General features: G+C 43.2%; 17 protein-coding genes. 8 read left to right on the top strand and 9 right to left on the bottom strand.

Going from position 1 to position 22,215, the window contains the following annotated elements; all coding sequences use genetic code 11:
- Positions 1-3: 3 nt before the first annotated feature.
- Complete coding sequence (locus R8N46_RS09850) at positions 4-1,329, bottom strand: anaerobic sulfatase maturase (RefSeq protein WP_213885335.1); 1,326 nt, start codon at positions 1,327-1,329, stop codon at positions 4-6.
- Between the two features lie 238 nt (positions 1,330-1,567).
- Between R8N46_RS09850 and R8N46_RS09845 the strand changes: the two genes are divergently transcribed.
- Positions 1,568-2,296 (top strand): formylglycine-generating enzyme family protein, encoded by a 729-nt coding sequence (locus R8N46_RS09845; RefSeq protein WP_395231604.1) that lies wholly within the window; start codon positions 1,568-1,570, stop codon positions 2,294-2,296.
- 46 nt (positions 2,297-2,342) lie between these two features.
- Here R8N46_RS09845 and R8N46_RS09840 read toward each other — a convergent pair whose 3' ends face one another.
- Entirely contained in the window at positions 2,343-4,673 is a 2,331-nt protein-coding gene (locus R8N46_RS09840; RefSeq protein WP_213972327.1) for a tetratricopeptide repeat protein, read from the bottom strand.
- Positions 4,674-5,061: 388 nt separating this feature from the next.
- Here R8N46_RS09840 and R8N46_RS09835 point away from each other — a divergent pair, with 388 nt between their 5' ends.
- A complete protein-coding gene (locus R8N46_RS09835) occupies positions 5,062-6,627 on the top strand; it encodes an arylsulfatase (protein ID WP_005377767.1) in 1,566 nt (521 codons plus the stop codon).
- Between the two features lie 188 nt (positions 6,628-6,815).
- Here R8N46_RS09835 and R8N46_RS09830 read toward each other — a convergent pair whose 3' ends face one another.
- From R8N46_RS09830 to R8N46_RS09800, 7 genes are all read right to left on the bottom strand, one after another.
- Entirely contained in the window at positions 6,816-8,237 is a 1,422-nt protein-coding gene (locus R8N46_RS09830) for an aspartate kinase (RefSeq protein ID WP_005377768.1), read from the bottom strand.
- An 86-nt stretch (positions 8,238-8,323) separates the two neighbouring features.
- A complete protein-coding gene (locus R8N46_RS09825) occupies positions 8,324-8,710 on the bottom strand; it encodes an ectoine synthase (RefSeq protein ID WP_005377769.1) in 387 nt (128 codons plus the stop codon).
- Positions 8,711-8,724: 14 nt separating this feature from the next.
- Positions 8,725-9,990, bottom strand: coding sequence for a diaminobutyrate--2-oxoglutarate transaminase (ectB, locus tag R8N46_RS09820; RefSeq protein ID WP_025766718.1), 1,266 nt, complete (start codon positions 9,988-9,990; stop codon positions 8,725-8,727).
- A gap of 34 nt (positions 9,991-10,024) precedes the next feature.
- Positions 10,025-10,558 carry a diaminobutyrate acetyltransferase gene (gene ectA, locus R8N46_RS09815; protein WP_005393379.1) on the bottom strand — a complete coding sequence of 178 codons (534 nt, stop codon included), beginning with the start codon at positions 10,556-10,558 and terminating at the stop codon, positions 10,025-10,027.
- 314 nt (positions 10,559-10,872) lie between these two features.
- A complete protein-coding gene (locus R8N46_RS09810) occupies positions 10,873-12,531 on the bottom strand; it encodes a BCCT family transporter (RefSeq protein WP_005377772.1) in 1,659 nt (552 codons plus the stop codon).
- 192 nt (positions 12,532-12,723) lie between these two features.
- Entirely contained in the window at positions 12,724-13,470 is a 747-nt protein-coding gene (locus R8N46_RS09805; RefSeq protein WP_104975280.1) for a 3'-5' exonuclease, read from the bottom strand.
- The gene (locus R8N46_RS09800; protein ID WP_005377775.1) at positions 13,470-15,350 is read right to left on the bottom strand and encodes a DUF294 nucleotidyltransferase-like domain-containing protein; all 1,881 of its coding nucleotides are present in this window, start codon (positions 15,348-15,350) and stop codon (positions 13,470-13,472) included. Before R8N46_RS09800 ends, R8N46_RS09805 begins: the two co-directional genes overlap by 1 nt.
- Positions 15,351-15,788: 438 nt before the next feature.
- Between R8N46_RS09800 and proV the strand changes: the two genes are divergently transcribed.
- From proV to R8N46_RS09770, 6 genes are all read left to right on the top strand, one after another.
- Positions 15,789-16,976: a glycine betaine/L-proline ABC transporter ATP-binding protein ProV gene (gene proV / locus R8N46_RS09795; protein WP_005377777.1), complete on the top strand. Its 1,188-nt coding sequence runs from the start codon at positions 15,789-15,791 to the stop codon at positions 16,974-16,976.
- A gap of 4 nt (positions 16,977-16,980) precedes the next feature.
- Positions 16,981-18,066 carry a glycine betaine/L-proline ABC transporter permease ProW gene (gene proW, locus R8N46_RS09790; RefSeq protein ID WP_005377778.1) on the top strand — a complete coding sequence of 362 codons (1,086 nt, stop codon included), beginning with the start codon at positions 16,981-16,983 and terminating at the stop codon, positions 18,064-18,066.
- A complete protein-coding gene (proX, locus tag R8N46_RS09785) occupies positions 18,059-19,066 on the top strand; it encodes a glycine betaine/L-proline ABC transporter substrate-binding protein ProX (protein ID WP_054865582.1) in 1,008 nt (335 codons plus the stop codon). The genes proW and proX overlap by 8 nt, the downstream gene beginning before the upstream one ends.
- A gap of 194 nt (positions 19,067-19,260) precedes the next feature.
- Positions 19,261-21,210, top strand: coding sequence for an LTA synthase family protein (locus R8N46_RS09780; RefSeq protein WP_213972326.1), 1,950 nt, complete (start codon positions 19,261-19,263; stop codon positions 21,208-21,210).
- 146 nt (positions 21,211-21,356) lie between these two features.
- Positions 21,357-21,722, top strand: a complete 366-nt coding sequence (locus R8N46_RS09775; RefSeq protein WP_005377781.1) for a VOC family protein — start codon at positions 21,357-21,359, stop codon at positions 21,720-21,722.
- Positions 21,723-21,821: 99 nt separating this feature from the next.
- Positions 21,822-22,205 carry a hypothetical protein gene (locus R8N46_RS09770; RefSeq protein WP_005377782.1) on the top strand — a complete coding sequence of 128 codons (384 nt, stop codon included), beginning with the start codon at positions 21,822-21,824 and terminating at the stop codon, positions 22,203-22,205.
- The last annotated feature ends 10 nt before the right edge of the window (positions 22,206-22,215 follow it).

Here is a 22,215-nt window from a genome sequence, read left to right as displayed (position 1 = left end):
ATCTTAAAACTTCATTTCAAACACAGTCTGTGTTTGAGTAGCTTGCTGGCGTAGAATCTGGTCACTGTATTTACCGTGAACCACTGGGTTACCTGTCGCTCGTAAGATGTACGCCATCGACTGATCAACATGGGTAAAAAACTTCTTCCAACCCGCGCAGAGATAATTAAGACCAGGCTCACCTTGCCTAGTACGGATAAAACGGTTTTTGGGACATTCTCCAAAACATGCAAATTGATAATCACATTGAAGGCACTGTTGGGGCAGCGTACGACTTTTAGCAAACCCAAATTTCTGCTGCTCAGAGCTATAAGCGAGCGTATCGAGCTTTTCGTGATGAATGTTTCCAACCTTATATTCTGGGTACACGTAATGATCACACGCAAACACATCACCATTAGGCTCCATTGCTAAGCCTTTCCCGCAGATTTCACCTAACGTACACAGTGGGTTTTTTCTGCCCATCCAGGTTTCGATACTGGCTTCAAAGTACTGAACAAACACGTTGCCGATATCGTGTAAAACCCATTCATTGAAAATCGCGATCAGAAAATTTCCCCATGCTTCATCCGCAACGCAAAAAGGCTCAACAACGGCATCTTTATGACCTGGGATCAACCGTTTATCTCCTTGCTTTAGTTGCTCGTTTGGCTCCCAAGTTTGAGGGGCGGTTGTTCTGAATGTTTTCTGCTCAACTATTGGAATAAACTGCATTTGAGGGGAGCGTACTTCATCTCGCAAGAATCGGTACACTTCAAGTGGGTTACGGCTGGTCAAGTTGTTAACACAAGTGAGCGTAGCAAACTTTACTTCGTGCTTATGTAATAGTTCAACCGCATTCATGACTTGCCGGAATGTGCCTCTACCAGCTCGGTTTGTTCGATAAGCGTTATGCATCATTTCTGGACCATCAATGCTTAAACCGACGAGAAAGTTGTTCGCCTTTAAAAACTCACACCATTCATCGTTAAGCAGTGTGCCATTAGTCTGGAGATCATTGGAGATCGTAATGCCATCGGGACGGTATTTATTCTGTAGCTCAACAATTGTCTTGAAATAATCCAAACCTAGCATTGTCGGCTCACCACCCTGCCAAGAGAAAATAATTTCAGGTGTATTTTGTCCCGCTATATATTGACGGATATAGGTCTCGAGCGTTTCCTCATCCATGACTGGTGAGCAGCCTGGCTTGTACTCAAGTAAATCTTGTTTGCTTAGGTAGTAACAATAGGTGCAATCGATATTGCACACTGCACCGATAGGTTTCGCCATGACATGTAATCGCTTGGATGCTTTTCCATTGAACTGCGGACCTTGAGTTATGTGCATTCATCACCTTCTTAGTTGCTAGCCTGTGCCCAACGGCGTTAAGACTAATCATTAAGTTAATCGCCTAGTGTGATGATAATGTTCAATTATTCGTGGCGCTTGTTATAGTGTGTATAACTGTTTTTCATAGACTTGCCTGATAAAATTCTTTGATCATAAATGTTGATGGAGCTCCCCTATGAAGCATTCCAAAAGTAATACTCTTTACCTTGGTGCCGCTATTTCGATTTCGCTAATTATGACTGGATGTGCAACAACACAACCTAGCCCTCTTGCTCAAAAAATCGATCAAGATATGGTTCTTATTGAAGGTGGACAATTTATGATGGGCTCGGATAATCCATCAGCAAATAAATCCGAGCGCCCGGCTCGCACCGTTCGCGTGGATGATTTCTATTTGGCAAAATTTGAGGTAACCCAAGAGTTATTCGAATCGGTTACAGGCTCTTCTCTGAGTTATTTTAGAAACCCAAATACGCCCGTGAATAACATTAGCTGGCAACAAGCCAATTATTTTATAAAGAAATTGAATGAAAAAACGGGAGAGCACTATCGTTTACCCACCGAAGCAGAATGGGAGTTTGCAGCGAAAGGGGGGAATCTAAGTCGAGGATTCACTTACGCGGGGTCTGATGATATTAACGACGTTGCCTGGTATGCCAGTAACTCAAACAATAAGGCACACAAGGTAGGTCAGAAAAAACCGAATGAGCTTGGCTTATACGATATGACGGGTAATGTTGGTGAGTTTGTTATTGATGCGTTTGATGAAGGCTATTACAAATCAGCACCAAGTGATAATCCGGTAAACGCAAAAGATGAAAAAGAAAGCCTTGCACACAAGTCTGTACGAGGTGGTAGCTTTGCCTATGATGCTGACGAATCCGAAAACTATCGTCGCGATTTTGCTAGCCAGTCAGTCATCATGTCCGACATGGGGCTGAGATTAGCGAAAGACGCTGATTAAACTAAGCAAGAAAAAAGTGGAGCGATAAAAGCTCCACTTTTGGTAATTAGCTCCTATTGACCCCGACAATAGAGGCTTTAAGCTGATCAATAGCTTGTTTAGGTGCATAGTGACTAAGCTCTTGTATGCACCTATCGAAAGCAAAAGCGACAGCACCTTTTTTATGATTTCTCGCTAGAACCTCGCATTGAGCATACAAGTGCTGTGGATTGCCACCGACTTCAAATGCTGCTTGCAACGCTTTACTGGCTTCTAGAACATCGCTTTTTTCTAGGGCTAGACCGTACACGTACCAATAATGAGCATTAGTTTCACCAATTTCTGCGGCGCGTCTAAGTAGCTTTTTCGCATCATCAGCTTTGCCTTGACGCAACAAAGAAAGACCTGCGCTGTATGGTAACGTGCTGGATCTAGGTTGAGCTTTCATCCCTTGTTGTAGCACCGTGAGCGCAGCTTCTTCTTTACCTAGGTGACGATACAAATCTGCTAGGTTAACGTAGCTATTTTCGAAATAGGGTTCGATGCTGATCGCTTGTTTATACAGCTCGGCCGCTTTGTCGATTTCACCTAAGCTGCGGTACACATTCGCCAAATTGGTTCTTCCGAAACCACGATCGGCATTAAACTCTTGAATTTCCATGTACTCTTCTAAAGGTGATTTAATGATATCTTTTTGTAAAGGGGTCATTTGTGCGTAGTTCGCTACCAGCACCGAGGCAGCTTCCGCTCTCACTGAAAGCACCGGGTCACCAAGCAATGGCTCTAGAATCCGCCACCGATCATGAAATTCATAACCAGACGAGCCTGAAATTGCCCCTAATCGAACCATTTCATTCTCATTCTTAACGGCCCTAGCCAAAGATACTGTTGTATTTTGGTCAGTGTTGCCCCCCATTCTCTCCAGGGCTGAGGCGCGAATAATGTCTTTTAAAGACGAATCCTGAGCAGAGTATGCCAACGCATTTGCTGCTCCTTGATGACCAATTGAATCCGCATAAAATGCGACAGCAAAATGTTGTTGATTACGATACTTCGAATTCGGGTACCATTCTGCTATCTGTTCATCGGCCCATTGATTGCTTTTATCTTCATGGCATGACATGCAAACATTGGGCGTTCCAATATGTTTGCTCAAATCCGGTCGTGGAATATGCCAACTGTGGTCTCTACGAGGATCGACTTGCATGTAAGTCGTTTCTGGCATGTGACAAGTCGTACATTGCGATGCTTCAGATCCAGCCTTATGAAAGGTATGCTTTTCAGGTGTATATTCCGATGCAATATGGCATTGCGAACATACTGCCTCTTCTGGGATCGTTAACTCTGCCGTGTGTGGATCATGGCAATTAGTGCACGTGACCCCCTTCTCCGCCATTTCAGATTGAAGAAACGAACCATAAACATAATCTTCGTCGTAAATCTGTCCATCATGATAGTAGAGTTCAGGTGTTATAAGACTTAAGCGATATTTATCAAAAAAGGAACCTTTAACATGATCACCTGTTTCATTTAACTGGGTTCGGCGACTATGGCATTGAGCGCATGTTTGCACTTGATTGGTTGCTTCAATTGATTTCGGCTGTAACGTACTATGGCCTTCCTCAAACACCCAATCCGACACTGCTTTAGACAAATTTCGATCAAAGCCATAATGGCTGTCATGCTCAAAAGACGTGCCAGCATTTTTGTATTTCTTGGCCAGTTCTATGTGCTGACTAGCAGGACCATGGCATGCTTCGCATCCCACATTAATCTCTGACCATGAGCTGTTGTAAGTGTTTTTGTCTGCGTCGTAATTCTTCTTTAGGTTCGTTGAATGGCAATCAGCACACATGAAGTTCCAATTTTGCCCGGTATTGGTCCAATAGAATTCATCCGTTGTTGTCGTTTCTGGATAAAGATGAAACCAACGCTGTCCCCCTTCAACTTTAGCTCTTGTGTCCCAAGCAAAAGGAATAAGCTGCACGCGTCCATCTTCAAACTCGACCATGTACTGCTGTAATGGCTCCCAGCCAAATGTATAGCTGATCTTATAGTCATGCCATTGCCCGTCAGCACCTTGAATATTGACCCAAAATTCGTCGCCTTTTTTAAAAAAACGATTAGGCATTCCTTTGTGCGTTACAACATGGTTATCAAAATCACCGCGTACAGAGGTTGTACTTGCATGCTTCATGGCCATATCGTGATGTGACCCTTTCCAGGCCGCTACCTCGTTTTGGTGGCAATCTATACAAGCTTGTGTGCCAGCATATTCCGGATTTAAGCCTGAAGGAATATTTGGTTTCTCTGTTAATAACTCTTGAGAAAAAGCCATAAAACTGACAACAACGTTGACCAGCAATAAAATGCGAAACCGGCCTGCCCACTGACTCATAGATATCCTTATATTTATAATGTACAACCTAAATCAATATAGACACTAAATCACTGGTTATACAAATAATTACAAGCAATACATAACGACTTTAGTATTGCTTTAGGACCGTAAAACAAGCGAGCATCCTATTGTTTTTCATTTCCATCCCCTCTTCTACTACGCAATAAAAATAAGGCTCTTCAGTGATCTAAATCTACTTTACGAATCTCTACAAACTAACAGGACAACCCTATTTCTTCTTAATTAACAAATGGTTACTACCTAGCAATAACTTATGGTTATATCGAGTATAAGAGGATTTTTCTATATACATCATTAACTTATGCAGCAACTAAGCATAAGGCTCACTTGTGCTTATCTTTACTCTCAACAATCTGGAGTTTTTATGGCAAATCAATTGAGCAAAATCGCTGTAGGCGCAGGACTGTTAGCGGCGTCCAGTGCTGCTATGGCAGCCGACAAACCGAATATTCTGGCAATTTTTGGTGACGATATCGGCTACTGGAATATCAGCGCATACAACCAAGGTATGATGAGTTACAAAACGCCAAACATCGACCGTATCGCGAATGAAGGTGCGTTGTTCACAGATCACTACGGACAACAGTCTTGTACTGCTGGTCGCGCTGCCTTTATTACAGGTGAAGAGCCATTTCGTACGGGTTTGTTAACAATTGGTATGCCAGGCTCTGACCACGGCATACCTGATTGGGCGCCAACCATTGCAGACCTGTTAAAAGAACAAGGTTACATGACGGGTCAATTTGGTAAAAACCACTTAGGTGACCAAGATAAGCACTTACCGACAAAACACGGCTTTGACGAATTCTTCGGTAACTTATATCACCTAAACGCAGAAGAAGAGCCTGAAACTTATTACTACCCTAAAGACCCAGAGTTTCGTAAAAACTATGGCCCTCGTGGTGTCATTAAGTCTTATGCCGACGGTAAGATTGAAGACACTGGCCCGATGACACGAAAACGTATGGAGCACGCAGATGAAGAGTTCCTAGAGAGCTCTTTGGCATTTATGGAAAAAGCAGTTAAGGCGGATAAACCCTTCTTTATTTGGCATAACGCCACTCGTATGCACGTTTGGACTCGCTTGCAGGAAAAATACCAAGGTAAATCAGGTGTAAGCATTTATGCCGATGGTATGCTGGAACATGATGATCATGTAGGTGTTTTACTCGACAAGCTGGATGAGCTAGGTGTTGCAGACAACACTATCGTTATCTACTCAACGGACAACGGCGCAGAAACCATGACTTGGCCAGATGGTGGCGCAACACCATTCCATGGTGAAAAAGGTACAACTTGGGAAGGCGGTATGCGTGTTCCTCAACTGGTTCGTTGGCCAGGCGTAATTAAGCCAGGAACCAAGATCAATGAAATGATGGCACACCAAGACTGGTTGCCTACATTATTGGCAGCTGCTGGCGTACCTGATGTAAAAGAAAAACTGGCAGAAGGCTACAAAGCAAATGGCAAAGAGTGGCGTGTACATTTAGATGGTTATAACTTCATGCCATACTTTGAAGGTAAGGAAGAAAAAGGCCCTCGTGAGTCGCTGCTTTACTTTACGTCTAATGGTGAATTAAACGCTGTCCGCTGGAATGACTGGAAACTTCACTTTGCAACGCTTGAAGGGAACCTAAGTAACGCAGTTCGTTTTGCTCCGAACTGGCCTAAAATCATCCACCTACGCGCTGACCCATTCGAAAAAGGCCCAAGCGAATCACAAATGTACTTGCGTTGGATGGCTGACAACATGTGGCTATTTGTACCTGTACAAGACGTTGTGGGAGAGTTCTTTAAAACACTTCCAGAATACCCAATGCAGCGTGGCACAGCGATGAACCCTGCTTCACTAAACTACGACTCTCTAAAAATGCAAGAGAAGCTGCAACAACTAGACAAAGTTGAACAAGAAATCAGCAAGTTTAAGTAAACTAAGTTAACGTTAGTTAATCAGTAACATAAGCCAGCAGACCATTCTGCTGGCTTATGTGTATCGCCACATAGGAACTTACTTAAATCGCCTGTTTAGCCTATACAAAGTGGGCATTGTGAGTACAAACTGAAAAACAAAAAAAGGAGAGCTAACCTGCTCTCCTTTGTATTTTAACCGTGGATAAACTAAGCCACATTAACCGATTTAGCTAAACTGCTACTTTGGAAAAACTCATCATGCAATGCGCAAATCGCGTGCTGGTATTCCTTATCACCGACAACAAATTGAACATTTACATTTCTCAATGATGAGTGCAGTGCAACTGGCGTAACGCCATTATTCATCAATGCAAGCACACCTTTCGCCAACGTCTTGTTGGTATCAATTTGAGAACCGATGGCTGAGATAAGCGCGACCATACGACCTTTAATCGAGGCATTCGGATAACGTTTCTCGGCTTTATACAATACTTTGTTTAAGCTATCAGTACTGCCACCTAGATAGTAAGTAATAGAGTTAGCGTTCATCTCTTTACCAACCAAACTTACACGAGCATCGGAGATGATTTCCATCAATTCGTAACTAACGTTATCGGCTTTTCCTACCATTGCTTGGTCAAACAAATGCAGTGCAAATACTTTCTCTTTACCTGCGATGATCTCGACTTTGTCTTCTTCTGGGCGGTAGCTTGAAGAGATCAAAGTACCTTCGTGTTCAGGTTCGAATGTATTTTTAATCTGTAGCTCAATACCACTTTCACGTAAACCCGCAGCGGCATTTGGGTGAATCGCTTCCATGCCAAGGTTAGCAAGTTGGTCTGCTACGTCATAGTTTGTACTACCAATTGGTAATACTTTTTCAGGGCCAACAACGCGTGGGTCTGCTGAGCTCAAGTGGTACTCTTTGTGAATTACTGCTAAATCCGCTTTTGTTATTGCTGCAATTCGGCTAAATGTCATCTCACTATAACCTCGGTCATAAGTGTGCATTAGGCCCTCTTTACAGTAAGCATAACCTGTCACGATTGGCAGTTCTTTTGATACATCGATATCAGCAAACGCGTCACTGATCGACTCATCAAGGCTTCTTGGCGCTTGATTATCCCAACCAGACAGGTCAACGAACTTAGCGTTAATACCCATATTTTTTAGTTTTAGTGCTGTGTTGTAAGCACTATGTGCCTCACCGATAGACGAGAGAAACTCTCGAATTTGAGGCAAGTACTGGCGCAACGAAAATTGACCGTACTGACAGGTTTCTAAAATATTCGCGATACAGTTTTTCGCTTCAGCAATGCGGGAGCGAATGAATTTATCCGCACGGATACGATTCATTGGGTCCGCAAAAATATTTTCATTGGTCAGCAACATACGGCTTTCAACGTACGCTAACGCTTCTTCCCATTTGTCGTCGCGTTTCGCGATAAGCTGATAAACGCCTGGTTTACTGGTTTTTTTACACTCGAGCAGCGCATCGGTCATACCACCGTATGCAGATACGACAAAAATACGATTGTATGGTGTTTTGGGACGAAGAATAATATTGTCGAGAACAGCATCAAATGCTGTCATTGATGTACCGCCGATTTTTTCTACGGTAAATGTCATGATAAGCCTTTTTTGATTGGTAACTTTAAAAAGAAAAAAGAAGAGATAGTAAAGTGTGGGGTGGCAAAGCACCCCACCATCATCTTTTAGTCAACGAGAGGATAAACACCGTTTTCATCGTGCACTTCAGCGCCAGTAATCGGTGGGTTAAACACACACGCCATTACCATTTCTTTATTCTTATAAGCTCTCAAGTAGTGCTCATCGTGTTTATCAAGGATGTATAATGTACCTGGTTTGATTGGGTACGTTTCTCCACCTACAACTTCAATCTCACCTTCACCACTCATACAAAACACCGATTCAAGGTGGTTTTGATAGTGAATATGAGTTTCTGTATCTTCATAAATCGTTGTGATGTGGAAAGAGAAACCCATGTTGTCGTCTTTCAACAACATGCGGACACTTTCCCAGTTATCTGAAACAACACGTCGTTCACTGTTGCGGCATTCATCTAGAGTTCTGACGATCATAATTAAAATCCTTATTAAGATGCTTGTTTGAAATGTTTCGCAGCGATAGTCTCTACTGCATTTTCAAAGATGCTTAGTCCTTGATCTAGCTCTGATTCGCTGATGGTTAGTGGACAGAAGAACTTCACAACTTCATCTTCTGGACCCGCTGTCTCTATCACCATTCCATTCTCGAAACAGTTTTTCGCAATTTCAGATGCCATGTCACCATTGATACATTCAATACCAACCATCATGCCGCGGCCTTTTTTCTGCACAAACATTTGAGGAAAGCGACGAACACAACGGTCAATAACTGCACTTACCTTGTCTGAACACTGCTTGATGTGTGTTTCAAAATCATCGTTTGCCCAGTAAATTTCTAGTGCTTTTGCAGCAGTAATAAAGGCGTGATTATTGCCACGGAACGTACCGTTATGCTCGCCTGGCTTCCACTGGTCAAGCTCAGGCTTAAGTAACACGACAGCCATCGGCAAACCGTAACCACCGATCGACTTCGATAGCGTCACGATATCCGGTTGGATACCAGACGGCTCGAAACTAAAGAAAGTACCGGTACGTCCGCAACCTGCTTGAATGTCATCGACAATCACAAGAATGTCATTGGCTTTACAGATTTTGCTCAAACGTTGTAACCACTCGTTTGAAGCAGCATTTAAACCACCTTCACCCTGCACAGTTTCAAGAAGTACAGCGGCTGGTTTATCCATACCTGCAGAGTTATCATTTAGCATGGTTTCGAACAGCGCGAGACCATCTACGCCAGCGTAACCTTCAAATGGAATACGAGTGACGTTACTTAGACTAGAACCGTTACCTTGTCTGTGATGCTGGTTACCCGTTGCAGCCAGTGCGCCAGCAGTACAACCATGGAAGCCGTTAGTAAACGCAACGACGCTGTCGCGGCCTTTTACTTTTTTAGCCAGCTTCAATGCCGCCTCAACAGCATTAGTCCCTGTTGGGCCCGTAAACTGAACCTTGTAATCCAAGTTTCTTGGTTTAAGGATGTAAGTATCCAACGCTTCCAGAAACGATGCTTTCGCTTCTGAGTGCATATCCAAACCGTGAGTAATACCGTCCATTTCAATGTACTCAAGCAACGCTTGTTTTAGTACTGGATTGTTATGGCCGTAATTTAGAGATCCCGCTCCAGCAAGGAAGTCTAAGTATCGTTCACCTTGTTCTGTTTCTAGCCAGCAGCCTTTCGCTTTACGAAAAACGACCGGGAAATTGTTTGAATATGAGCGTACGTTGGATTCCTGCTTTTTGAAAATATCCATGATGAGACCGTTTTTAATTCCTATTGTTTGAGGATTATTTGAGAGGAATGCGATACAAATATTCTGTATCGTGTTTGCCTTTAAAGTGGGCTTCTTCATCCAAAAATGTGCTTACTTGGCCAGAATTGCCGTTCATCGCATCTAACTTTTTGAATAGTGCCCAAGAGGCTTTATTATCTTCCGTGATGGTAGTTTCTACCGATTTAACACCGCCTAATTCCTCTCGGGTGAGAAGTTCTTTCAACATGCGGAATGCTAAACCATGACCTCTAAAGCGAGGTGAGACTGCAACTTGCCAGACAAATAAAACGTCTTGCTCGTCTGGTTTCTGATAACCGGAAATGAAACCTGCGATTTCGCCTTTTTGCTCAACCAAAATACTGGTTTTGCTGAAATGCGTAGACTGTAGGAAATTGCAATAAGATGAGTTCATGTCCAATGGAGGACAGTCTGCAATCAAGCTGTAAATGTCGTCACCATCAGAGATTTTAGGCTCACGAAAAATCCATTTTTTACTTGAGTCTTCTCCAATCTCTGGATAAAGGACCCAAGGTGCTGATGTGATCATGTGAAAATACATATCCTTTGAGGTCTAATTAAATTTCCTTTTTATTATGGGCATCCCTCGCGACTAAAAATCAAATAATCCGCCTTTTTATCGGTATTTTTGTGATGTGGATCACAAAAATAAACCTATTAACCAAAAGTTAAAATAGTTCGAGGTCTAATTTATTAAATAGTCACCTAAATGCACAGTACAAAAAACAACCAGAATAAGACCATTTTCCATGCTGTTCATTTCTCAGAGAAAAATAGAAATCCAAAAAAAAGCGGCATGCTTTCGCATACCGCTTTTATCAATAATTTAACTGCTGATACTAGTTATTTTGATTTCTTAGAAACCGCCTTTGGACGAGGTTCATCCATCAAACCTTTTATCAAAGATACCGTTGCAACAAGCAAAACAATAGTAAATGGTAAACCAGTCGTCACCGCCATTGCTTGAGCAGCAGCTAGACCACCACCCAACATCAATGCAATCGCAACCAAACCTTCAAACGTACACCAGAACACGCGTTGTGGCGTTGGTGCATCGACCTTACCGCCCGCAGCAATAGTATCAATAACCAGTGATCCTGAGTCAGAAGAGGTAATGAAGAACACCACGACTAAGATAATGCCGACAAAAGATGTTATCTCAGCCAATGGCATAACATCTAACATGGCAAAAAGTTTTAAAGGCAGTTCTGCGTTAAACACCGCCTCATAGCCATCATTAACGTATTGGCTAATTGCGTTACCGCCAAAAGCCGTCATCCATAACACACAAACTGAAGATGGGATAAGAATAACGCAAATAATAAACTCACGAACCGAACGACCGCGAGACACACGTGCGATGAACATACCCACAAATGGTGACCAAGAAATCCACCACGCCCAGTAAAACGCCGTCCAGCCTTGAGAGTAATTCACATCCTCTCGTCCAAATGGCATAGATAAGGCAGGGATATTAGCCACATAGGAAACGATGTTCTCGAAGAAACCAGTTAAAATCGCAATCGTCGGGCCAACAACAATAACAAATAGCAATAGCAGTGCTGCAAGACCCATATTGATTTCAGATAAGATCTTCACGCCCTTATCGAGTCCAGCCACAACAGAGATTAAAGCGAGCGCAGTAATACCAATAATCAATATAACCTGCGTCGTATTGGTCATTGGGACATCAAACAGGAAGTTCAAACCCGTTGCGGCTTGAGATGCACCGTAGCCTAGCGATGTTGCTAAACCAAAAACCGTCGCTACCACTGCAAGAATATCGATAATATGACCAGTCCAACCCCATACACGCTCACCAAACAAAGGGTAAAAAATTGAGCGCATGGTGAGTGGCAAACCTTTGTTAAATGAAAAGATAGCCAGCCCAAGAGCCAAGAGCGCGTATATTGACCACGGATGAAGTGCCCAGTGGTAAATCGTCGCAGCCATCCCTAATGCCGAAGCTGCAGTTGCATCGCCCTCTGCACCACCTAGCGGTGCCCAGTCAGTACGTACACCATTCTCAACGCTCACGCCACCAATCGCAGAACTAAAATGGGACATCGGTTCTGATACACCGAAGAACACGAGACCAATGCCCATACCTGCAGCAAATAGCATTGCCAACCATCCGGCATAGGAGTAATCCGGTGTTGCTTCAGTACCACCGATTCGCACACGGCCCAATGGTGTGAAGATCAATCCGACACAGACAATGACAAAAATATTACCTGAAGCGAGAAAAAACCAGTCTAAATTGTGTAACAAACCCGCTCGTAGGTCTGCAAAAAACGGCTCTACCTGTTCTCGGAATAATAGTGTTATCACAACAAACATGACGATTGCTAAGCCAGAAATTGCAAAAACACGGTTGTGAATATCAAGGCCAAATGGGCCTACCTTTAGCGCAACGTTATCCTGACCAATTTGATAGTCAGTATCTATTGCGTTTACTTTTCCATCGGGGCGTTGAATGCCACCGTTATTATCGGTGCTCACGGATAATCTCCTTAAAAATACGTGACCAAGTTTAAATTACTTTCGTCGGAGTTCGAGTAATGAAACGTCTTCATCACTACCAAGCACATGTTCATAAAACATTGTTCTTATAAGCGGTTACTCAATCCGCCATCATAATCTTAAAGCCCCCTATCTCTCATTGCATTTTATTGTTTTCACCATAAATAACGCCTATTGCCAAACCGAAGATATTGGCATGTTTCGATTAAAGTGATACTGCAGTTGTGCTTGAAACAGCTCCGCAGTTGCCAACGCATCCGTCAGAGCATGGTGAGGTTGATAAGCAGGGAGGCCATATCTTTCACGAGCGTGCCCTAATCGTACAGAACCGGGTTTCTTGCCTTTCAACTTATTGATAAAACCTCTGCATTCACGGCGCTGTATCGCATACTCAATATCTAACGTATCAACAACAGGAAACTGTATCCCCTCTCCGATGCTATTTAGCAAGGCGTTATTAAAGAACTGCCTTTCAATGTTCTTGTAGTGAACAAGTACCACTTTGCCTGACAACGCATCCAATATTTCACCCAAGATCTGAGACAGCTGCGGCGCGTTTTTAACCTCAGAGTCAGTGATACCGTGAATAATGACAGACTCGTGGTTTAACTCTCTGTTTGGGTTAACGACCCAATGAGCAGAACCATTACATTGAACACGATCAATAGTGAACGGCACAAGTCCGATCGTGAGAATGACATCCTCTTCCGAGTTCAATCCTGTTGTCTCAAAGTCTACCGAGACAAATGGCACTTGTTCAATTGGTGTTTCCCCATTAACCATCGGTGTCGAATAATAGCGTTTGAGCCTCTCGTCTTTCGCTTCTTTAGCGAGTTGCTTGAACAACATTGACCACTCTGGCGTCTGGGATGTATCCAACAACGGATGTTCTTTTTCTACTTTTTTTGAGAACCACATTATTTGCTACTTCTCTGATATCGAAACTTAATGAAGTTCTGAGCGTTACTTAGAATTTGAAATGCTGCTTTTAAGTTTCGACGTTCAAATTCAGACATGTTCTCCGGCTCAATATTGTTGTCTGGCTCTTCTCCATTTTCTATATCAAGGGCTTGGTGACGAATTCGAACCATGTAGATTAGCTCCATCGCATCCCTTAAATCCAAACCTCGACCTTTCGGTAAAATGCCAGCATCATTAATGTCATCTAAACGGTCGAAAGAGTTTTGCGATCGGGAACCGATTGCCAGAGAATGCACCCGTATTAAATCGGCCAACGGAGCCGTCCCCCTTCGCTTCAAGTTAATCGAGTTGCGATGACGACCATCTTTCTCCATCACAAAGTCTTTGAAAAAGCCCAGTGGAGGCGTCCTACGTATTGCGTTGTACGCCATACAAGCAAGAAAGCGGTTATTTCTTTTCGCTCGTCTCACAATAAAGCTGCTTAATTGCTCCGCCCATTTCACTCGCCCATGCACACCGAGGAGATCAAAAAAGATATTACTATTTAACAACCTCTCAGGGGTTGGATTGTCTATCCAGTTTCCAAAGCATTCTTCCCATTCTGCACGAGTTTTTCGCCATTCTGGGTTGGTAGCCATAATGTCTCCAGTACAATAAGCATAGCCGCATGCCGCTAAACCATCACAAACAAATTTAGCAAACTTTTCAAAGTACTCTCCGTGAATCTCAACGTCATAACTGTTATCGAGAATAAGCGCGTTATCTTGATCCGTTACAATTAGCTGCTCATCCCTCGCCATTGAACCCATTGCGACTAAACAATAAGGAATGGGCGCTGGGCCGAACTCTTGCTCAGCTAATTCAGCGAGGCGTTGTTTGAAACTACTGCCTATAACCGACATGGCTCGACCAATCATGTGCGCGTTGGCATCTTCATTGACCATTCTTACGAAACAGTCTTTTACTTGTTCAGAAACCTGCTTGAGATCCTCGACACTGGTTTGCTGAAAAATAGAGCTCACTAGCAATAGGCTGTTCTGAGATTCGTAACGAACGATGTCCGTCATGCCAATAATTCCTATCGGCTTTTTATCTTTTAAAATTGGTAAATGATGCACGTTGTAACGCAACATGGTTAACATGGCCTCAAACACATAGGCGTTATAATCCAATGAAACCACGTCATAACTCATGACCTCACTCACTGGAATATTGGTATCAATACCTTGAGCTAGTACGCGAATGCAAAGATCGCGATCAGTCAATATTCCAAGCAGCTGTTCATCATCTTCTTCTGTGAGCTCCTCTGTCGGGCGAATAATGAGCAGAGAGGTGACATTTTCCTCTGCCATTAGTATCGCAGCTTCCTGAATTGAAGCCGTTGCCTCCAGAGTTACTGGATCTCTTGCTAAGATTTTACGTGCCTTAGCGGTGGTAAAGTCATTGCTTTCGGAGCGGCTAGATATTGCGCTTCGCAAACGCGCGCTATCTTCCAGTTCCATGTAGTCCGCAAAGTTTTCAAACTCATCACAAAGTTCATTGAAGATGTTTTCCGGAATACAGTAAACGAGAGTGTCTTCTATCGCTTTGGCTGGCATACGTACGCGGTTGTTCATCAACAACCCCATCTGACCAAACAGTCCACCAGCATCAATCCTGTTGTAAAGTTCACCTTTACGTCGATAAATCTCTACCGCCCCACTTCTCACCATATACAAGTCGCGGATCGTATCTCCGAAGTTAAGGATTTTTGTTCCTTGCCGAAAGTATGCAACCTCGGCATTGAGAGCAATTTTTCTAAGCTGCTCTTCAGGTAGGTCATCAAAAGGTGGGTACTGGCTAATGAAATTGAGCACTTCTAACTGTTCGGCTTCCATTTTTTATTCCATACGTTGCCTAAACTACAGCGATAAATATCACCCTGAGTGAAATCATGCAATAAATAAATCTAAGGATAACAGTACCTAACCGATTTCACAGGACCAAGCCTTAACCAAAAATTAGAGCTCTAACCTTTTTATATGTAGAGCTCTAAGCTATCACGGCTTATATCTATGCAAGTGAGTTGAGTTGAAATGTACAAAAAAATTCAAAATAAATTCAACCCTACGTCAGGGCAACGTTATGGCGGATAAAAACACATCTCAAGCAATTGTTTTAAATATAAAAAACAAGAGTTAAACAGACCTTGCTCAACTAATTCTCTATGCACAGCATAACTAGTTAACCACCCCCCTTTCATTGAAAGTTGAACTAAAATTAATTAGAGTACAAATCGTTAAACAGTTATAAACACACGAAAAAGGACAGATAACATGGATCCCATACTGGAAGTTAAGGGACTGTATAAAGTGTTTGGAGAAGACCCAGAGAGAGCCTTCTCGCTTATCGACAAAGGCGTCGATAAAGACGGTATTTTTGAACAGACAGGTTTAACAGTCGGCGTAAACGATGTATCTCTCACCATAAATGAAGGGGAAATTTTCGTAATCATGGGCCTTTCTGGCTCCGGGAAATCCACCCTTGTTCGACTTCTTAACCGGCTCATTGAGCCGACTAAAGGTAGTGTTTATCTCAAAGGAAGAGATATCGCCCACATCTCCGAGAATGAACTTCGAGAAGTTCGTCGTAATAATATCTCAATGGTGTTTCAAAGTTTCGCACTCATGCCACACATGACGGTGATTGAAAATGCCGCCTTTGGTTTAGAACTTGCCGGCATCGATGTTAATGAGCGTCAGAAAAGTGCCCTTTCCGCCTTAGAAAGAGTGGGTTTAGACCCTTATGCAGAATCTTTCCCTGACGAATTATCCGGTGGTATGAAACAGCGCGTTGGTTTAGCGAGAGCGTTAGCCTGTGATCCAGACATCCTATTAATGGACGAGGCGTTTTCCGCTTTAGACCCATTGATCCGTTCTGAGATGCAAGATGAGCTTATTCGTCTACAGAACGATGACAAACGCACAATTGTCTTCATTTCTCATGATTTGGATGAAGCAATGCGCATTGGCGACCGTATCGCCATCATGCAAAACGGTGAGGTTGTTCAGGTTGGTACACCTGATGAAATATTACACAGTCCAGCAAATGATTATGTCGAAGCGTTTTTCCGCGGCGTAAACATCGCAAGTGTCTTGACAGCAAAAGATATCGCGCGCAAGAAGCCAGCGGCTGTTTTTAAGAAATCGGAAAATGACGGTCCAGGCTCTGCGATGCAGATTCTGATGGATCACGACCGTGATTACGGTATTGTCGTCGATAAATCTAGCCGATATTCCGGCATCGTATCTCTTGATTCACTACGTTTGGCTCATAAAGAAAACCGTTCGTTAGCCAGTGCTCAATTACCGGATGAAGTTACTCTTCAGCCTGATCAGTCAATTAATGACATTTTGGGTCTGGTTGCTGGTGTTCCTTATGCCGTGCCTGTCGTAGATGAGAAAGGAACTTACTTTGGTGTCGTGACTAAATCACGTCTTCTACAAACACTAGATAAGGATTAACACGATGTCTTCAGAGCAAACTAACAATGATCCCTGGTCAAATACTGCTCCTGCGCAAGATGATCCTTGGTCGCAAGGTACAGAGGCCGCGCCAAGTAATGATTGGCTCAACTCAGAAACTGTAGAGCAAGCACCATTCGATATTATGAACCCATTCCAAGATGCGGTTTTACCCCTCGATAGCTGGGTAGAGTCCGGTTTGAACTGGCTGGTGGAACATGGTCGACCTGTTTTCCAAGCAATACGAGTTCCAATCGACTTTATTCTAACGTCGTTTGAAACTGCTTTGGTGTCTACACCTGCGCCTATAATGGTACTCATTTTATTTTTGCTAGCGTGGCAGTTTTCCAATGTAAAACTTGGTTTTTCTACTCTTGTATCCCTTGTTTTCATCGGCCTAATTGGTGCGTGGTCACAAGCGATGACAACGCTAGCACTGGTGTTAACCGCCGTTTTCTTCTGTTTGCTTATAGGGCTACCAATGGGGATATGGTTGGCAAGGAGCCAAACCGCTGCCAAATTTGTTAGGCCAATATTAGATGCAATGCAAACGACTCCCGCGTTCGTTTACCTTGTGCCAATTGTTATGTTGTTTGGTATTGGTAACGTTCCTGGCGTAGTAGTAACGATCATTTTCGCCCTGCCTCCCGTTGTGCGCCTGACTATTTTGGGTATTCAGCAAGTACCTGAAGAGCTTATCGAAGCTGGCCACTCTTTCGGGGCAAACAAAAAACAGATGCTTTATCGCATCCAGTTACCGTTGGCGTTACCAACCATCATGGCAGGTGTAAACCAAACCTTAATGCTGTCACTTTCTATGGTAGTGATTGCTTCAATGATTGCTGTTGGCGGCTTAGGCCAAATGGTACTTCGTGGTATTGGCCGACTTGATATGGGTCTTGCTGCCGTTGGTGGCTTAGGCATCGTTATTCTTGCGATTTTGTTAGACCGTATCACCCAGGTGTTAGGGGTTAATGCGGGCAACACTAAACTTCGCTGGTATCACACAGGTCCTGTTTCATACCTATTAAAACTGAAAACAAAGACGAACCAAGACGATCTAAAACTTAGGAGAAACATCAATGAATAATTCATGGAAGAAAGCGCTCTCTGTTGGAGCTCTAAGTACTATCGCATTTTCAACTTATGGTGTGGCAAGTGAACTACCGGGTGAAGGTGTCACTGTTCAGCCTGTTCAATCAACCGTTGCAGAAGAAACATTTCAAACGTTGATCGTAAACCGCGCACTTGAAGAGCTTGGTTACGATGTTAAACCGACCAAAGAAGTGGACTACAACGTAGGCTACACCTCTATTGCTAAAGGTGATGCTACTTTCTTAGCGGTTGGTTGGTTCCCTCTTCACGCCGATAAGTACACGATGTCTGGCGGTGATGATAAGTTCTTCCGTAAAGGCCAATACGTAAGTGGTGCTGCGCAAGGTTATTTGATCGATAAGAAAACCGCGGAAAAATATAACATCACTAACATTGGTCAGTTAAAAGATCCAAAATTGGCGAAGCTATTCGATGCAAACGGCGATGGCAAAGCGGACTTAACTGGTTGTAACCCAGGTTGGGGGTGTGAAATGGTTGTTGAGCATCAGTTGGATGCTTTCAAACTTCGTGACACAGTAACACACAACCAAGGTAACTACGCGGCGATTATCGCTGATACGATCTCACGTTACAAAAAAGGCGATCCGATTCTTTACTACACTTGGACACCGTACTGGGTAAGTGGCGTTTTAGTTCCAGGGAAAGATGTTGTGTGGTTAGAAGTGCCATTCTCTTCACTTCCTGGTGAGCGTAAGGACATTGATACGACACTAGAGAACGGTAAGAACTACGGCTTCGAGATGAACTCTATGCGCATCGTTGCCAATAAAGAGTTTACGGAAAAAAACCCTGCTGCTGCGAAGCTATTTGAAATCATCAAACTAAATATCAATGATGTTAGTGCTCAGAATATGATGATGAGCCAAGGTAAGAACAGCTCAGCGGACATCGAGTCTCATGTAAATGGTTGGATCAAAGCGAACCAGAAAAAGTTCGACGCATGGGTCGAAGAAGCGAAGAAAGCCGCAATGTAATCATGCCTTTATCAACCTCTAGAGCCAGTTGGTGTTATCAACTGGCTCTTTTTTTACACAAACGCCCCTCCCCCTTACATAGACATACCAACACTTACACTACTCGACCATAAACCCACATTATAATTCACGTTTATTTCACGCTTGCTTTGCTAAAAACAACACAACATAACAATTAAACTATTCGAATAAATATGAAAAACTTATCAAAGAGCTCTGTGTGGGGGCCTTTGCAGCCAATTGCTGCCTTTTCTTTGTTTTCGCTTCTATTTCTGTCTATTTCAAGAGTTTTGCTAGCCTTTTGGCAGATTGACCGTATTGACTCTCTAAACGACTTAATTTACATCCTAGGCCAAGGTTTGCGCGTAGATATTGCAACGCTTTGCTGGTTATTTATTCTTCCAGCACTGTTTTCAACCTTCATGCCATTAACCGGTAAGATGGGAGAGTGTTGGAAGCGAATATTACGCATATGGATGGTTTTAGGGCTTTGGGTGCTTGTATACATGGAGCTAGCAACAGCGCCATTCATTCAGGAATACGACCTACGTCCAAACCGTCTGTTTGTGGAATATTTAATCTACCCAAAAGAAGTCTTGAGTATGCTCTGGACTGGCTACACATTAGAACTGTTTATTGGTGCGTTAGGTACAGTTTTAACCATCACTTTAGGTTGGAAGTGGAGTAAGAAACTGACCGATAAGGCGCAGCAGGTGAACTGGAAATGGCGACCACTATTGGCACTTTTCGTTGTTCTTTTTGGGGTTGCAGGTGCTCGCTCATCTTTAGGTCACCGCCCGCTAAATCCTGCTATGGTCGCCTTTTCTAACGATCCACTGCTTAACGACTTAGCACTGAACTCATCTTACTCATTGTTGTTTGCGGTTAATAGCATGAAGTCAGAAAAGAGCGCGGAGCAGTTCTACGGAAAAATGGACACTCAAAAGATGTTGGAATTAGTTCGCACTTCATCAACAAAGTCCGACTTCACCCCTTCATTACTCCCAACCATGAACAGTAACCCCGCGACTTACCAAGGTAAACATAAAAACTTAGTGATTTTGCTACAAGAAAGCTTAGGCGCCCAATTTGTCGGTGCTTTGGGTGGTTTGCCTCTAACACCAAACCTTGATGAACTCATGAAGGAAGGTTGGCAGTTCACACAAATGTACGCCACTGGTACTCGTTCTGTTCGTGGAATTGAAGCCGTAACCACGGGCTTTCCTCCATCTCCGTCTCGCGCGGTAGTGAAGCTGAGTAAAAGCCAAACGGGTTTCTTTACCATCGCGGACTTACTGAAAGCTCAAGGCTATCACACGCAATTTATTTACGGCGGTGAAGCCAACTTTGACAACATGAAAACTTTCTTCTTTGGTAACGGTTTTGATCAAATAGTAGAAGAAGATGATTATAACAACCCAAGCTTTGTTGGCTCTTGGGGTGTTAGTGATGAAGATCTATATAACAAAGCAAACGAAGAGTTTGAACGCCTTTCAAAAAGCGACAAACCTTTTTTTAGCTTAGTTTTTACGTCAAGTAATCATAGCCCTTATGAATATCCAAAAGGCAAAATTGAGCCATACGATTCAGAATATATGACGCGTAACAACGCCGTTAAATATTCCGATTACGCTTTGGGCACTTTCTTTGAAAAGGCGAAAAAATCATCTTATTGGGATGATACCATTTTCATTGTAATTGCAGATCATGATGCACGTGTTTCTGGCGCTAACCTTGTTCCAGTTAAGCACTTTCACATTCCAGCATTGATCCTTGGTAAAGGCATTCAACCACGTAAAGATGACCGCATAGCAAACAACATAGACATGCCGCCTACACTGTTATCTCTGATTGGGGTAGATGCTAAAACACCGATGATTGGTCGTGATTTAACGAAGCCACTGGCTCGCGAAGATGAACGCGCAATGATGCAATACGACAAAAACTTTGGTTATTTAACGCGCGACAATCTCGTTGTGCTTTCCCCTGGTGAAAAGATATCGACCCTGGCGTACGACTTTAAAGACCAAACCATGAAGCCGCTAGAGGTGGACGAGTCTATTATCGAGCGTGCAAAAGCAAACGCATTATTTGCATCTAAAGCGTATCAAAACAACTGGTATTCTTCCAAACACACTCATTAATACCAATGATTCCGCTGATAAAAAGGAGCTAAACGGCTCCTTTTTCTTATTCTGTCACTTACCTTCGAAAATGTTCTACTGACAACTCCTGTCGTTCCTTTCCGTTAGATTGCCCCTACTATTTCTAATTGATTAAGGAACAAACCATGCTGACTATCAATTCATTCGTTCTCTACGTTGAGGACATCCACATAAGCCAAGTTTTTTATTCGAAACTGTTCGAACGCAAAGTCACGCAGTTGTCTCCAACCTTTGCCGCTATTCCACTGACCGAAGGCTTAACGTTGACACTCAAGCAAAGAGATAATCTTTCACCCTACAGCGGAATTAGAGGTGGTGGTACCGAGTTGTCTTTATCGGTGCCCAATAGTCATATGCTAGAGCGCATTTACAAGCGCTGGAAAGACCTAGGTGTTGAGTTTGTTCAACCACCAGCGACATCAGTGTATGGGTTAAATTTTATGGCTATCGATCCAGATAAGCATCGCATTCGTGTTTTCATAAATGAATAAAAATGCGTTGAAAATGCTTTTTACCCATTCCCAATGTGACTTCAATAAATTAGACTCAAGGAAACATCAAAAGCGGCGTAGTAATAAGAAGGAATGCCCATGAGCTCAAGTATGATCCTTAGCGAATCCCTAATCGAGAGCGGAAGAGATATCCCCCTCAAAGAACTGCTTTATGCAAAGCGCGTGCTGGATAACTACATGGCAGTAGCCAAAGAAAGTAGCCCGCTTGAGCTATTAACTGAGATGAAATCGGCAGCAAAGCAAGTAGAATACTTTACAACGACGAGTAACCCGTGTGAGGCTCGTAATGTCATCAGTCAGATGATTGATAAAATCGACACCGCGGAATCTTTTGCTTCGTTCAAAGCATTAGCAGGTAAGCCATCTCAAGCACTCAATGAACTAATTGAAGATCGAGCTCAGCTGATTAAACACGAACGAGAGCTCCTGCTCGCCTCAGGCTATGACGCCTCACGAATCTAATATACGCGAC

Origin of the sequence: Vibrio sp. 1874 (assembly GCF_033344395.1) — a bacterium.
Lineage (GTDB): Bacteria > Pseudomonadota > Gammaproteobacteria > Enterobacterales > Vibrionaceae > Vibrio > Vibrio alginolyticus.
The sequence above is the reverse complement of the archived record's forward strand: the minus strand, read 5'-3'. Positions and strand labels throughout refer to the sequence as shown.